This window comes from Mesorhizobium sp. M7D.F.Ca.US.005.01.1.1, assembly GCF_003952545.1.
In the GTDB taxonomy this organism is placed as follows: domain Bacteria; phylum Pseudomonadota; class Alphaproteobacteria; order Rhizobiales; family Rhizobiaceae; genus Mesorhizobium; species Mesorhizobium loti.
Genome location: NZ_CP034453.1, coordinates 4,690,821 through 4,705,142, shown reverse-complemented (window position 1 = coordinate 4,705,142; position 14,322 = coordinate 4,690,821). Strand labels below are relative to the sequence as shown.

The window sequence follows — 14,322 nt, the reverse complement described above, 5'->3', positions numbered from 1 at the left end:
TTACACATTATTAGGGTTAACAAAGGCTTGCGGCGCCGGCTTGCTGGCGGCGATTGCCCGCCAGACGGGCGTAGGGTTGTAGGAAGTCAGCCGTGCCGGCAAAACCTCAAAGGGCGCGAACGGCCTCGAGCACGTCCTCGGCATGGCCCTTGACCCGGACCTTGCGCCAGATCCTGGCGATCCGCCCGTCGCGGCCGATCAGGAACGTCGCGCGCTCGACGCCCATGTATTTGCGGCCGTACATCGATTTCTCGACCCACAGATGGTAGGCTTCGATCACCTTGCGCTCCTCGTCGGCGGCGAGGTCGACGGTGAGATTGTATTTCGACTTGAACTTGTCGTGCTTTTTGGCGTTGTCAGGTGAGAGGCCGATCACGACGGCACCGGCCTTCTCGAACTCCGGCTTCAACTGCGAAAAACTTATTGCCTCTTGCGTGCAGCTCGTCGTGTCGTCCTGAGGATAGAAATAGAGGACGACGGGTTTTCCGGACGAGGCAGCGAGGCTGAGCGACCCACCACCATCGCGGGGCAGATCGAATTGCGGCGCCAGATCGCCTACGTCGAGGTCAGCCATATCGATGCCCTTGTTTGTGGTTACGCGCCAAGCCACACCGATATAGTGTCGAACGGGGATTCGTCCACGATCGAGTTCGTACAACGGAAAATTGCGTGGATCAGGAGCAACCGCAGCACGAGAAGATCCGGTTCAGGCGTGATGAGATCACCGACCTGGCGGCCTTTCCGTCCGCCTGCCGCGTGCCGCCGCTCGGTCAGGCGTCGATCGGGCGCGGCTTTCGCATGCTGTCGCGGCTGTTTGCCGGCTTGGTCGCTCTTGTGCTGCTGGCGGCCGTGCTCGTTTATCTGGTTGGTGCCTCCGGCATCGGGGCCGACCGGCTTCGTACCGAGGCGGAAACGGCTCTTGAGAAACTGGCCGGTGTCGATGTCAGTGTCGCGGTCGGGCCTGCCCGCATCACGCTCGACAGTTCGAGTTTCGTCGCGCTCCAGGTCAGCGACGTCAGCCTGAAGACATCAGACGGCAAGCCGATGGCCGATGCCGGCCGCGTGCGCTTTGGCGTGCGCCTGGTCCCGCTGCTGTGGGGCGATGTGCGGCTGACCAGCGCCAGGATCTCCGATGCCCACATTGTCGTCGCCGCGATGCCGTCAGGCGGCGACTGGACCGCCGCGCTGCGCAATGAGGACGGCCTCATCGATCCGGAGAAGCTGTCCACTGCGGTGTTCGGAAACGTCAACCGGGCACTCGATGCCGTGCGGGAAGATTCGCTGCGCCAGATCGATCTTCGCAATGTCGAATTCGTGCTGCCCGAAACTGCAGCGATCAAGCTCTTCAAGATAACCGACGCCACCGTCGTGCAGTCGGGACCGGGCGGCATGCAGTTTTCCTCCAAGGCGGATGTCGACGGCAGGACGGTTACCGTTGCAGCTTCCGCCACCCGCGATATCGCGGCGCACCGTGTCACGGCGCTGGATGCGAGCATCGATCTGGCGGATGCCGGTGACACGACGGCCGCTGCCGGCAAGTTGGGCGCGGTCACGCTGAAACTGACAGGATCGGAAGGGTTCGGCGTGAATGCATCGCGGCTCACGGCCGCGTTGTCATCGACGGGCTCGATCCTCGATCTCGGCACGCGTGGGCTGCTTCCGGCCAACGTCGATGTCAATGCGACGCTGGTTGCCGGCAGCAACAAGGTCCAGGTCGACAGATTGCTGTTGAAGACCGGCCGCTCGACATTCGATTTCGCTGGTTCGATCGGGCCGAAACCGGCAACCGGAGCGGCGGGCGAGGAGCCGTCCTATCGCTACGACCTGACCAGCGACGGTTCGTCGCTGGCACCTTCGGAGTCGCCTGAGCCAGCGCTCACCTTCCTCGCCCGGATTGCCGGTGTCTACAACACGGTGAGCCACAGGCTGGTCGCCGAGCAGATCGCGCTTCGGTCCGCTGCCTCCGGCGAGGTGCTCGGCACCGCCGCCGTGGCGTTCGTCGACGGCAAGGCGCCGGGGATCAATCTGGCGTTCAACATCCACAACATGCAGGTCTCTCACGTCAAGCAGCTGTGGCCATGGTTTTCAGCGCGCAACGCCCGGCTGTGGGTGCTGGCCAATCTGTTCGGCGGCCGCGTCGTCGACGCCAACCTCCAGTTCCAGGTCGTGCCGGGCCGCCTGGGCAACGGCGTGCCGCTGTCCGCCGACGAGGTGTTCGGCCGCTTCCAGATCGAGGGATCGCGCTTCGACACCGCCGGCCGCATCCCGCCGATACGCGATGCGGTTGGCGTCGTCGGCTTCCACGGCAACGATGTCGATATCTCCTTGTCCTCGGGTACCGTCTATATGCCCAGCGGTCGCACCGTGGCAGCCAGCAATGGCACGCTGACGGTCAAGGCGGCCAACCGCCCGCCGGTCGTCGGCGCGCTCGACATCGACGTCGATGGCGACGCATCCGCTGTTGCCGAGCTCGCATCCTACGAGCCGATCAACGCCATGCGCCATGTCGGCATTCTGCCGGAAGAGCTGTCGGGCAGCGTCACCGGCCACGTCAAGGCGGATATTCCGCTGCAGTCCGGCGTCGACAGTTCGAAACTCGATTGGCTGGTGTCGCTCGACTACACCGGTATGTCCTTGGCCAAGCCTTTCGAGGGGCAGGTCGTGACGGATGCAGACGGTTCGATCACGGTCGACCCTGCAAAGGCGGTGATCTCCGCCAAGGCGTTGCTGAACGGCATTCCGGCCGAACTCGATCTGATCGAGCCGCTCAGGGATGACGGGCCGGCGCGCAGCCGCAAGGTGACCCTGGTGCTCGACGACAAGATCCGCGCCGCCGCCATGCCCGGCTTGAAGCCGCTGCTTGGCGGAACGGTGAAGGTCGCTATCGACAAGAGCGGCAGCGGCGACCAGAACGTCTCGGCCGATCTGACCAATGCCAGGCTGGACATTCCCTGGGCGGGTTGGAGCAAGGGGGCAGGGGTTCCCGCCAATGTCACCTTCGTCATGACCAAGTCCGGCGACACCACGACGCTGTCCGACTTTAATCTCGACGGAAAGACCTTCTCCATCGACGGCAGCATCGTGCTGGTCAATGGCGCGCTGTCGTCGGCGCGGTTCAGCAAGGTCACCTTGAACAGGGGCGACGACGTTGCGGTATCCGTGAAGCGATCCGGCAAGGGCTATGCGGTCGACATATCAGGCAGCGCGCTGGATGCACGCTCGCTCATCAAGCAGTTCACCTCGGACGTCGACACGGCCACCAAGACGACCGGTTCCGATGCCATTTCCGTCAGCGCCGATGTCGATCAGCTGACCGGTTTCCACGACGAGCAATTGTCCAATCTGAAGCTCGACTACAGCGCGGTCGGATCGCGGGTGAACGGGCTGAAGGTCAGCGCCACGGCAAGTTCGGGCGCTGCGATCAGCATCAGCAACACCACTGGCGCTGGCCAGCGCGCGCTCAACATGCAGTCCGCGGACGCTGGCGCCATCCTCAGGTTCCTCAACATCTACGAGCATATGGAAGGCGGAGCGATCACCCTGGCGCTGGCGGGACCGAGCGACGGATCGCTGAAGGGCAAGGTCGACACCAGCAACTTTTTCGTGGTCAACGAACCGAAGCTGGCCTCCATTGTCTCGACCACGCCGGCCGGCGACAACCGCAGCCTCAATCAGGCGGTCAAGGGCAAGCTGGACACGTCGCGGGTGAAGTTCGAACGCGGTTACGCCGAGATCGACAAGGGCAGCGGCTACCTGAAAATCGCCAATGGCGTGCTGCGCGGCCCCCGCATCGGCACGACGTTCCAGGGCACGCTCTACGACCAGAACAACAACATGGACATGACCGGCACCTTCATGCCGGTCTATGGCCTCAATCGCATCTTCGGCGAATTGCCCATCGTTGGCGCGTTGCTCGGCAATGGCCGCGACCGTGGCCTGATCGGCGTCACCTACCGGCTCAAAGGCAATGCCAACAAGCCGCTGCTGGACGTCAATCCGCTGTCGGTGATCGCGCCTGGAATATTCAGGTCGATCTTCGAGTACCGGTAATTATCCTTTATCCCTAAGGAGTTTATGCTTTTTCTTGCCGTTAGATATTTTTACAACGCCGTCATTGTTTAAATCTTTTACCGTTATGATGTATTTTTCATCTGTAATTAGATTATCGTTGATGCGAATTGCATTGTTTGCGACCTGCCTCCTTGATTCACTGTTGGATGTTGCGAAACCAAGTTCAACGTTGGCTGTCAATATTCCGATGCCTCTTACGAACATATCATGCGGATATTCAAGAGTGGGGAGATTGAGGGAGTAACCTCCCTCTTCAAAAACTTTCTGCGCAAGCGACGCGGCTTTCTCTGCTGCCTCGCGGCCGTGGAGCAATGCGGTTACCTCGCGGGCGAGCCTTTTCTTTACGTCGTTTAATTCAGCGCCACTAGCCTTTGATAGTTCTGCAATCTCATCCATTGGCAAAGTGGTATAAAGTTTCAGAAAGCGCGAGACGTCATCATCCTCGGTGTTGCGCCAGTATTGGTAAAAATCTTCAGGGCTCAGCATCTCCGCATCGAGCCAGACCGCGCCCGAGGCAGACTTGCCCATCTTGGCGCCGGACGAGGTTGTGAGAAGCGGCGTGGTCAGTGCATAAAGCTGCGCGTCCTCCATGCGGCGGCCGAGATCGATGCCGTTGATAATGTTGCCCCACTGGTCGGAGCCGCCCATCTGCAGCCGGCAGCCGAGACGCTTGTAAAGCTCGACGAAATCATAGGCCTGCAGGATCATGTAGTTGAATTCGAGGAACGACAGCGACTGCTCGCGATCGAGCCGAAGCTTGACGGAATCGAAGGCCAGCATGCGGTTGACGGAAAAGTGGCGGCCAACATCACGCAGGAAATTGACGTAGTTGATCTCCATCAGCCAGTCGGCGTTGTTGACCATGATGGCATCGTTGGGACCGCTGCCGAATTTGAGGTAGGGCATGAAGTTGCGGCGGATGCCGGCAAGGTTGTCGTCGATGTCCTGCGGGGTCAAAAGCTTGCGCGCCTCGTCCTTGAACGACGGATCGCCGATCATCGAGGTGCCGCCGCCCATCAGCGCGATCGGCCGATGACCCGTCTGCTGCAGCCAGTGCAGCATCATGATCTGGATCAGCGAGCCGGCGTGCAGGCTCTTGGCGGTCGCGTCGAAGCCGATATAGGCCGTCACCGTCTCCTTGGCGAAGATTGCGTCGAGGCCGGCATCATCCGAAGTCTGGTGAATGAAACCGCGCTCGCTCATCGTGCGCAGGAAGTCGGATTTGAAGGCGGACATTGTTTCTTTCCCGAAAGCGCCCGGCCGCTGTGGCTCAGGCGTGCATGAACGCGGGCGTTTAGCATCCAAGCGCGATCAGCAAAAGTGGTTTCCGGTTTTGCGTCTGATCGCGCGCCAGACAAAGGTCCAGCGATCGGCAAAAGTGGTTTCCGGTTTCGCGGCGTGCGGGGATGGCCAGGCCACTTCTTGCCTCATTCTTTTGGCTGGCGTATTGAGGCGCCGCGCAGGGCAGGGCCTGAAGCGCCGCGACGGGGCCATCCCGCAGATCAGATCCGGAAAGCTCCGCGATGAACAGGAACTATCTCATCCTCTTTCTGTTCAGCCTGCTGATGACTTTCGGCGGGCTGATGAGCCTTCCACCGGTCGACCGCGACGAGTCGCGTTTTGTCCAGGCCACCAAGCAGATGGTCGAAACCTCCGACTATGTCGACATCCGTTTTCAGGATGCCTCGCGCTACAAGAAGCCGATCGGCATCTACTGGCTGCAATCGGTGGCCGTGGCGCTGAGCGGCGAGGGGGCGGCGGCGCCGATCTGGGTCTACCGCCTCGTCTCCATGTTTGGCATTGCCCTGGCCGTCGTCGGCATCGCCTGGACGGGCACGAAGCTGTTCGGGGCCAATGCAGGTCTCGCCGCCGGCCTGATGATGGCGGCGATCTTCGCCACCGCCTTCGAGGGGCGCGACGCCAAGACCGACGCCATGCTGCTGGCCTGTTGCGTGGCGGCGCAAGGCGCGCTCGCCCAGATCTATCTGGCAGCGCGCCGGAACGAACCGGTAGCCAGCCATCTGCCGTGGATATTCTGGGCGGCCCAAGGCTTGGGGATACTTATCAAGGGGCCGGTGGCCCCGCTGTTGTCGGTGCTGACGGTCGCCACGCTGTTTGCCTTCGAACGTGATTGGCGCTGGCTCCTGAAGCTGAAGCTCGTGCGCGGTGTCGCCCTGGTGCTGCTCATCGTGCTGCCCTGGGTCGTCCTCATCACCTGGAAGAGCGGCGGCGCCTTTCTCCAGGATGCCGTCGGCAAGGACATGGTGGCCAAGGTGGCGTCTGGCGAGGAATCGCACGGACTGCCGCCCGGTTTCTACATGCTGACCTATTCGCTGTTCATGTGGCCCTTCGGGCTGATCGCGGTCGGCGCCGGGCTCCAGGCCCTCAACCGGCTGCGCGACGATCCGCGGCTGCGTTTCTGCCTCGCCTGGTACATTCCGTTCTGGCTGGTGTTCGAACTGATCCCGACCAAGCTTCCGCACTATGTCCTGCCTGCCTATCCCGGCATGGCGCTGCTGATCGGCTGGCTTCTGACTTTGCCGCCGCAGGAGGCGAATGCGCCGCTCAGGCGCTGGCAGGATTGGTTGTGGTGGTCGACCGCCTTCGGTCTTGCCGTGGTCAGCCTGGGTCTGGCGGCGGTCTGCATCGGAGCGCCGATCTACCTTACCGGCGCCTTCTCCTGGTGGAGCATTCCGGCAGCCGCGGCGGCACTGGGGGCGGGCTATTTCGCCTTTTCGCGGCAGCTGCAAGTGCCGCTGCGCCGCATCGGCGCCATCGCGGTCTGTGCCGGCATCACTTATGGGCTGTTGTTCGGCGTCATCGCGCCTTCGCTGAAGCCGATCTGGCTGAGCCCGGCGATCGAGGCTGCGGTCAAAGCGAACAAGCCTTGCGACACCTCGGTGCTCGCCTCGGCTGAATATCACGAGCCGAGCCTGGTGTTCCTGGTGGGCACCAAGACCGTCCTGACCGATGTCGATGGCGTTGCCAAACATCTGCTTGGCGATCCGGCCTGCGCTCTGGCGCTGGCACAAATCGGGGACGAGCAGAAACTGAATGGCCTGCTGGCGGCGCAAGGCAAGTCGGCGACCCGCGTTGCCGAAGTCGACGGCCTCAACTATTCGTCGGGAGACAAACTGTCGCTCGGCCTTTATCGTGTGGCCCCATGACGGCTCGTCGATGCCCATGACGGCAACAATGCGGTCGAATTTCAAATGCTGGTGAAATCGCGTCCTTCCGTTTCCGCTATGCTCCTTGGAGTGGGGCGCCGATCGGTCGACAATTTTCGCGATACGATCCAGATCGCAAGAAAGCGCTTTGCCGCTCGCCCCGCCAGATACCCGAACATTTTGTGGTCGGTCTGGGTGCTGGTGTGGATTTTGCTGACGGCGGCGGCATTTGTCCGCCTCGACACCCCGGCTGGAATGCTTCGCGACCAATGGTCGCCGGGGTTCGTCCATCTGGCCGATTTTTTCACGCAGTTCGGCCTGGGTGGCTGGTATCTCATTCCGTCGGCGCTTCTGCTCGTCGCCGCCAACCTGACGGACTGGCGAAGCCTTTCAAGGCGTTCGCTGATGCTCGCCTACAACTGGACCTGCCTGGCTTTTCTGGTGCTGGGCGCCGTTGGCCTGTCCGGCCTCGCCGTCAATGTGCTGAAATACGCGATCGGCCGGGCTCGGCCGATGTATTTCAATGATTTCGGGGTGTTGTCGCTGCATCCCTTCGCTTTTGATGCACGCTTCGCCGGCTTCCCGTCCGGCCATGCAACGACAATGGGCGCCGTGTTCGGGGTCGCCCTGCTGTTGTTCCCAAGGCGCTGGTACATCGCCCTGGCGGTCACCGCCTGCATCGCCTCGACGCGGGTCTTCGTCGGCGCGCACTATCCCAGCGACACCGTCGCCGGCTTTGGCCTCGGCTGCGCTTTCGCGCTTGCTTGCGGGTTGGTCTTTGCCCGGCTCGGCTTCATCTTTCGGCCGATGCCGTCGGGATTGCCGGCCCGCAAGAAGACGTTTCGCTTGGTATGGTTTGGCGACGTGAAACGGGCAGACCCCGCTGCCAGGGCCTAGTGGTTAAAATCAGACGCTTGCTACCCGTCGAAACAGGCAATTTCGCCGGCTCGTAGATAGCGGCTTCCTGGCGGGGGGCGCCGCTGGCCGTTCGCGGCCCATAGCGGGCAGTCTAGGATCAGTCTGAGACAAGGTATTGCGTCTATGGCGTCGCGCCATAGCGCTCAAGCAGTCGGATGATCTCCGCCTGCTGCGCCTTTGCCTCTGGGGAGCCGCTGCCGCCGCGGCCGGTCGGCCGCGTCGCAAGAAACATTGGCGTCGAACCATTCCCGTTCTTGAGCAGAGCGTCGGCGCCGCCGTCAAGGAGTGTGCTCGCCGCTGCCGCGCAGCGAGTTCTAACGGCGCGATGCAAAGGCGTGACGCCGTTTTGATCGACGGCGTTCGGATCGGCCCCTGACGCGATCAGCAAGGCGACGGTCGCGGATTGGCGAACCGGATTCCACTTGGGCGACCCCGGAATTCCATCGGCCGCGTAGTGAAGCGGCGTCGCACTCCGTCGGTTTCCCGCCGTGACGTCTGCGCCAAGGCCGATTAGCGCGCGCGCAACCTCAGGCCAATGGGCCGCCGCCGCGACGTGAAGCGCAGTGTCGCCAGCATAAACGTAGTGCTTAATCTCGGTCAGAAAGGGATCTGTCGCCGTGCCCATCGCGCCCTCTTTCAGGGTCGCCTTGGCGAGGGCAGGAAAGGCGTTCAGCAAGCCAAACACCACCGTGCCGTCAGCCGATGCGATTGCCTTCATCAGGCGCACGAGTTCAGCGTCATCAATCATCGCCTGCTTCAAGTCCACGGTTCGGAATTCGCGGCGAAGTGTATCTCCAGCAACGGCGGCTCACCACCCTCCTCAGAACTTCGTTGGGTTCGCTTGCCGCCAAAACCTCGACGCGTCGATGCCGATCTACGGAGATCGATGGAGGAGCGTCACACCGGGTACCAAGCCTCAGATCTTGGCGCTAATTGCCGTCCAGCCCGCCATAGGATCTGACCAGGCCGGCCATGTCGGGCGACGAGTGCTCCTCGCTTTCGAGCCCTTGCGCAACGCCGACGCGATCGGCCACAGGCCGGTTCTGGCTGACCTTCCACTTGCCGTGGATTTCGCTGATCTCGATTTCCAGCCCGATAATGCCCTTGATCTGCGACTGGATGAACGGCGCCGGCGCATCGGTCACCGCCCAGGGTGCCGCGCGAGCGCCTTCCTGGGACACGGTCAGATCGGCGATCTGCTGCGCCAGCCAGGCCTGGTCATCCATCACCTTCACGGTGCCGCGCACCTGCACGATGGCATAGTTCCAGGTCGGCACCACCTTGCCGGTCTCGCGCTTGGTCTCGTACCAGGACGGCGTCACATAGGCGTCGCTGCCCTGGAAGACGATCAGCACGGGTGAAGCCGGATTGTCGGCCAACAGGCGCCATTGCGGGTTGGCCCGCGCCAGATGGGCGCGCAGCCGGCCGTTCGGCCCAACGTCCGCGTCGAGCAGGAACGGGATGGCGTTGGCGACCGGCCCCTCGGGCCCGTTGGAAACCAACAGGCCCAGCGGATGCGTCCGGATCAACCCATGCAGGATCTCCGGCCGCGTTTCCCTGAAATGAGGAGGCTGGTACATCGCCGCCGCTTCGTCCTTTGCTTATCTCAACCGCTTCGGGCGCGGATCCGACAATTCACCGGCCAGCCGGCGGTCGAGATAATCAGCGCATTCCTCGAGCAGCAGGTCGGCGTCATTGGAGAAGAAATGGTTGGCGCCGGGCAAGGTCTTCTGCGTGATGGTGATGCCCTTTTGCGTGTGCAGCTTGTCGACCAGGCCCTGCACATCCTTCGGCGGCGCCACCTTGTCGGCATCGCCATGGATGATCAGGCCCGAGGACGGGCAGGGCGCCAGGAACGAGAAATCATAGGTGTTAGGCTGCGGCGCGATCGAGATGAAGCCCTCGATCTCCGGCCGGCGCATCAAAAGCTGCATGCCGATCCAGGAGCCGAAGGAATAGCCGGCAACCCAGCAGCTCTTGGAATCCGGGTGCAGCGACTGCACCCAATCCAGCGCTGCGGCGGCATCCGACAGCTCGCCGGTGCCATGGTCGAACTCGCCCTGGCTGCGGCCGATGCCGCGGAAATTGAAGCGAAGCGTGGTGAAATCCCGCTTCTGGAACATATAGAAGAGGTCGTAGACGATCTTGTTGTTCATCGTGCCGCCGAACTGGGGGTGCGGGTGCAGGACGATGGCAATCGGCGCGCTCTTTTCCTTGGAAGGCTGATAACGTCCCTCCAGGCGGCCGGCAGGACCGGTGAAAATGACCTCAGGCATGAAATACTCCACTTGGTATACGAATGCGCGGCGCCCGGAACGTGTCTTCCTCTGGCCTTGACGCAGGGCGAGCGTCTTCTTAGAAGCTAGTTTAGAATTGTTCAAAACTGAGTGGCAAGACATCGAGCCCGGCCACCCGCGCCGCAAGCCGCGTAAATAGGACGGCTCGCCTTGGAATTTCAAGGAAATAACGCGATACGACAGCGGAATGGCTTCTAGCAGGACCAACTGGACGAAAATGGCCGCAATACGCGCCTATCTCGACTATAATGCCAGTGCACCGCTGCTTGCCGCGGCCCGCGAGGCTATGGTCGCGGCGCTTGATGTCGCCGCCAACCCGTCATCGGTCCACGCCGAAGGGCGCGCCGCACGCCGCCTGATCGAGACCGCCAGGCGTGACGTCGCGGCACTGGTCGACACCAAATCAGAGCATGTCGTTTTCACCTCCGGCGCGACGGAAGCCGCCTCGACGCTGCTTGCACCCGACTGGCAGATGGGGCGCGGCACTGTGCGCATGAGCCGGCTCTACGTGTCCGAGGCAGACCATCCCTGCCTGCTGAACGGCGGACGCTTTCCGGCGGCACAGGTGACGCGGATCGGCGTCGATGCCAATGGCATTGCCGATCTCGGTGCCCTGGCTGCGGCGCTCGGCCGCCATGACAAGGCCGATGGCCTGCCGCTGGTCGCCATCCATGCCGCCAACAACGAGACCGGCGTCATCCAGCCGATCGATCGCATCGCCGGGATCGTCAAGGCTGCGGGCGGCATCCTTGTCGTCGACGCGGTCCAGGCCGCGGGCCGCGTTTCGATCGATCTATCAGCGGGTTACGCCGATTATCTGATACTATCTTCGCACAAGATCGGCGGTCCCAAGGGCGTCGGCGCCATCGTCGCCGCTTCCGATCTGATGATGCCGAAGCCGCTGATCAATGGCGGTGGCCAGGAAAAGGGCCATCGCGGCGGCACCGAAAACCTCGCCGCCATTGCCGGTTTTGGCGCCGCGGCACGCGAGGCGCTTGCCGGACTGCAGGCCATGGATGCGGTGCGCCATCGCCGCGACGAGATCGAGGCCATCATGAAAACGCTGGTGCCGGACGCGGAAATCTTTGGAACCGGTGCGCCAAGGCTTGCCAACACGACATTCTTCGCTATTGCGGGCGTCAAAGCTGAAACCGCGCAGATCGCCTTCGATCTGGCCGGTGTGGCGCTGTCGGCCGGCTCCGCCTGTTCGTCGGGCAAGGTCGGGCCGAGCCATGTGCTGAAAGCCATGGGATACGGTGACAGCCTTGGCGCCTTGCGCGTGTCGATCGGTCCAGCGACCGGTGCGGAAGACATCGAGCTTTTCCGCGTCGCGTTGGCGGGGATTGCCGCGCGTAGGGCGGACAGAGAAAAAGCCGCATGAGCGGTTGGACAATTTCGGGCCTTTCGGCCTGGTAGAGCCGTGCGTTTCATGCTGGCCGGGTGAATTTCCGGTCGAGACGCACTATATGAAACTTACGCTGCCGCGAGCGCCTTTTTGGGGTTCGTTTTGGCGGTGCCATAGTTTGAAAACTGTCGGGCCTTGACCCCGGCGTGGATGGAGAACGCATATGCCTGCTGTGCAGGACACGATCGATCGGGTCCGAAAGATCGACGTCGACCAATACAAATACGGGTTCCAGACCGAAATCGCTGTCGATAAGGCCCCCAAGGGCCTCAGCGAAGACATCATCCGTTTCATTTCGGCCAAGAAGGACGAACCGTCCTGGATGCTGGAATGGCGTCTGGAAGCGTATCGCCGCTGGCTGACGCTTGACGAGCCGACCTGGGCGCGCGTCCACTATCCCAAGATCGATTTCCAGGACATCTACTTCTACGCGGCGCCCAAGAGCACGCCCGGCCCGACCTCGCTGAGCGATGTCGATCCCGAACTCTTGAAGGTCTACGAGAAGCTCGGCATTCCACTGCGGGAGCAGGAAATCCTCGCCGGCGTGCAGAAGACCGACGCTTCGGAGCTCGAGGAAGTCAGCGACAATGTCTACAAGTCGGGCCGCGTAGCCGTCGATGCCGTGTTCGATTCCGTCTCCGTCGTCACCACCTTCAAGAAGGAGCTGGCGCAGGCCGGCGTCATCTTCTGCTCGATCTCGGAGGCCATCCGCGAGCATCCGGAGCTGGTGAAGAAATATCTCGGCTCGGTCGTGCCGACTTCCGACAATTATTACGCGACGCTGAATTCGGCCGTGTTCACCGACGGCTCGTTCGTCTTTGTGCCCAAGGGCGTGCGCTGCCCGATGGAACTGTCGACCTATTTCCGCATGAACGAGAAGAACACCGGCCAGTTCGAACGTACGCTGATCATCGCCGAGGAGGGGGCTTACGTCTCCTATCTCGAAGGCTGCACGGCGCCGCAGCGCGACGAGAACCAGTTGCATGCCGCCGTCGTTGAACTGGTGGCGCTCGACGATGCAGAGATCAAATATTCGACGGTGCAGAACTGGTACCCCGGCGACGCAGAGGGCAAAGGCGGCATCTACAATTTCGTCACCAAGCGCGGCGACTGCCGCGGCGACCGCTCGAAGATCTCGTGGACCCAGGTCGAGACCGGTTCGGCGATCACCTGGAAATATCCGAGCTGCATCCTGCGCGGCGACGATTCCTCGGGCGAGTTCTATTCGATCGCCGTGTCGAACGGCTATCAGCAGGTCGACAGCGGCACCAAGATGATCCATCTCGGCAAGAACACGTCGAGCCGCATCATCTCCAAGGGCATCGCCGCCGGCTTCTCGCAGAACACCTATCGCGGCCAGGTTTCCGCGCATCGCAAGGCGACCAACGCCCGCAACTTCACCAACTGTGATTCCCTGCTGATCGGCGACCAGTGCGGCGCGCACACCGTGCCCTACATGGAAGCCAAGAACTCGACCGCGCAGTTCGAGCACGAAGCGACGACGTCGAAGATTTCCGAGGACCAGAAATTCTACGTCATGCAGCGCGGCATCCCTGAAGAGGAAGCGATCGCGCTGATTGTCAACGGCTTCGTCAAGGACGTCATTCAGCAACTGCCGATGGAATTCGCCGTCGAGGCACAGAAGCTGATCGGGATTAGCCTTGAGGGCTCGGTCGGCTGACCGGGCAAATATTCAGGAAACAAAAGAATGCTTGAAATCAGAAACCTGCACGCCCGCATCGTCGATGACGGCACCGAAATCATCCGTGGCTTGAACCTGACGGTGAAAGCCGGCGAGGTCGCCGCGATCATGGGGCCGAACGGCTCGGGCAAGTCGACGCTGTCCTACATCCTCGCCGGCCGCGAGGACTATGAAGTGACCGAGGGCGACATCCTCTACAACGGCCAGTCGATCCTCGAAATGGATCCGGCCGAGCGCGCAACGTCAGGCATTTTCCTCGCCTTCCAGTATCCGATGGAGATACCGGGCGTTGCGACCATGGAATTCCTGAAAGTGGCGATGAACGAGCAGCGCAAGGCGCGTGGCGAGGAGCCGCTGAAGATCCCGGAATTCCTCAAGCGGGTGAAGGAAGCAGCCGCATCGCTGAGCATGGACATGGCGATGCTGAAGCGGCCGCTCAATGTCGGTTTCTCCGGCGGCGAGAAGAAGCGCGCCGAGATCCTGCAAATGAAGCTCTTGGAGCCGAAGCTCTGCGTGCTCGACGAGACCGATTCCGGCCTCGACATCGATGCGCTGAAGATCGTTTCGGACGGCGTCAACGCGCTACGCGCGCCGGACCGGGCGTTCCTGGTCATCACCCACTACCAGCGCCTGCTCGAACACATCGTGCCCGACACCGTGCACGTGCTCTACAAGGGCCAGGTCATCAAGTCGGGCGACAAGTCGCTGGCGATCGACCTCGAGGCCAATGGCTATGCCGGCGTGATCGGCGAAGCCGCGTGA

The 14,322-nt window shown here is 62.2% G+C and carries 11 protein-coding genes; 6 read left to right on the top strand and 5 right to left on the bottom strand.

Annotated elements, in window-relative coordinates:
* Positions 1-106: 106 nt before the first annotated feature.
* Entirely contained in the window at positions 107-574 is a 468-nt protein-coding gene (locus tag EJ076_RS22765) for a peroxiredoxin (protein ID WP_126069342.1), read from the bottom strand.
* Between the two features lie 95 nt (positions 575-669).
* Between EJ076_RS22765 and EJ076_RS22760 the strand changes: the two genes are divergently transcribed.
* On the top strand, positions 670-4,050 hold the full coding sequence (locus tag EJ076_RS22760) for a DUF3971 domain-containing protein (protein WP_126069341.1): 3,381 nt from the start codon (positions 670-672) through the stop codon (positions 4,048-4,050).
* On the opposite strand, the gene tyrS is transcribed toward EJ076_RS22760, so the two are convergent.
* Complete coding sequence (tyrS, locus tag EJ076_RS22755; RefSeq protein ID WP_126069340.1) at positions 4,051-5,307, bottom strand: tyrosine--tRNA ligase; 1,257 nt, start codon at positions 5,305-5,307, stop codon at positions 4,051-4,053.
* 287 nt (positions 5,308-5,594) lie between these two features.
* On the opposite strand from tyrS, the gene EJ076_RS22750 reads away from it, so the two are divergent.
* Both EJ076_RS22750 and EJ076_RS22745 read left to right on the top strand, forming a co-directional pair.
* Positions 5,595-7,238, top strand: coding sequence for a glycosyltransferase family 39 protein (locus tag EJ076_RS22750; RefSeq protein ID WP_126069339.1), 1,644 nt, complete (start codon positions 5,595-5,597; stop codon positions 7,236-7,238).
* A 90-nt stretch (positions 7,239-7,328) separates the two neighbouring features.
* The gene (locus EJ076_RS22745; protein ID WP_245462861.1) at positions 7,329-8,135 is read left to right on the top strand and encodes a phosphatase PAP2 family protein; all 807 of its coding nucleotides are present in this window, start codon (positions 7,329-7,331) and stop codon (positions 8,133-8,135) included.
* 142 nt (positions 8,136-8,277) lie between these two features.
* Here the strand turns inward: EJ076_RS22745 and EJ076_RS22740 are convergent, their stop codons facing one another.
* The 3 genes from EJ076_RS22740 to EJ076_RS22730 all read right to left on the bottom strand — a co-directional run bounded on the left by EJ076_RS22740 (position 8,278) and on the right by EJ076_RS22730 (position 10,432).
* Complete coding sequence (locus EJ076_RS22740; RefSeq protein WP_126069337.1) at positions 8,278-8,922, bottom strand: ankyrin repeat domain-containing protein; 645 nt, start codon at positions 8,920-8,922, stop codon at positions 8,278-8,280.
* Between the two features lie 163 nt (positions 8,923-9,085).
* Positions 9,086-9,736: an FMN-binding negative transcriptional regulator gene (locus EJ076_RS22735; protein WP_126069336.1), complete on the bottom strand. Its 651-nt coding sequence runs from the start codon at positions 9,734-9,736 to the stop codon at positions 9,086-9,088.
* Between the two features lie 21 nt (positions 9,737-9,757).
* A complete protein-coding gene (locus EJ076_RS22730; RefSeq protein ID WP_013532163.1) occupies positions 9,758-10,432 on the bottom strand; it encodes an alpha/beta hydrolase in 675 nt (224 codons plus the stop codon).
* 238 nt (positions 10,433-10,670) lie between these two features.
* Between EJ076_RS22730 and EJ076_RS22725 the strand changes: the two genes are divergently transcribed.
* The 3 genes from EJ076_RS22725 to sufC all read left to right on the top strand — a co-directional run bounded on the left by EJ076_RS22725 (position 10,671) and on the right by sufC (position 14,322).
* Positions 10,671-11,834 (top strand): cysteine desulfurase family protein, encoded by a 1,164-nt coding sequence (locus tag EJ076_RS22725; RefSeq protein ID WP_126071116.1) that lies wholly within the window; start codon positions 10,671-10,673, stop codon positions 11,832-11,834.
* 187 nt (positions 11,835-12,021) lie between these two features.
* Positions 12,022-13,539, top strand: a complete 1,518-nt coding sequence (sufB, locus tag EJ076_RS22720) for a Fe-S cluster assembly protein SufB (protein WP_109669585.1) — start codon at positions 12,022-12,024, stop codon at positions 13,537-13,539.
* A gap of 27 nt (positions 13,540-13,566) precedes the next feature.
* On the top strand, positions 13,567-14,322 hold the full coding sequence (sufC, locus tag EJ076_RS22715; protein ID WP_126069335.1) for a Fe-S cluster assembly ATPase SufC: 756 nt from the start codon (positions 13,567-13,569) through the stop codon (positions 14,320-14,322).

Bases quoted from the DNA above. Each gene is read 5' to 3' on its own strand.
- EJ076_RS22765 (WP_126069342.1), bottom strand. From the start codon at position 574: ATGGCTGACCTCGACGTAGGCGATCTGGCGCCGCAATTCGATCTGCCC.
- tyrS (WP_126069340.1), bottom strand. From the start codon at position 5,307: ATGTCCGCCTTCAAATCCGACTTCCTGCGCACGATGAGCGAGCGCGGT.
- EJ076_RS22750 (WP_126069339.1), top strand. From the start codon at position 5,595: ATGAACAGGAACTATCTCATCCTCTTTCTGTTCAGCCTGCTGATGACT.
- EJ076_RS22735 (WP_126069336.1), bottom strand. From the start codon at position 9,736: ATGTACCAGCCTCCTCATTTCAGGGAAACGCGGCCGGAGATCCTGCAT.
- EJ076_RS22730 (WP_013532163.1), bottom strand. From the start codon at position 10,432: ATGCCTGAGGTCATTTTCACCGGTCCTGCCGGCCGCCTGGAGGGACGT.
- EJ076_RS22725 (WP_126071116.1), top strand. From the start codon at position 10,671: ATGGCCGCAATACGCGCCTATCTCGACTATAATGCCAGTGCACCGCTG.
- sufB (WP_109669585.1), top strand. From the start codon at position 12,022: ATGCCTGCTGTGCAGGACACGATCGATCGGGTCCGAAAGATCGACGTC.
- sufC (WP_126069335.1), top strand. From the start codon at position 13,567: ATGCTTGAAATCAGAAACCTGCACGCCCGCATCGTCGATGACGGCACC.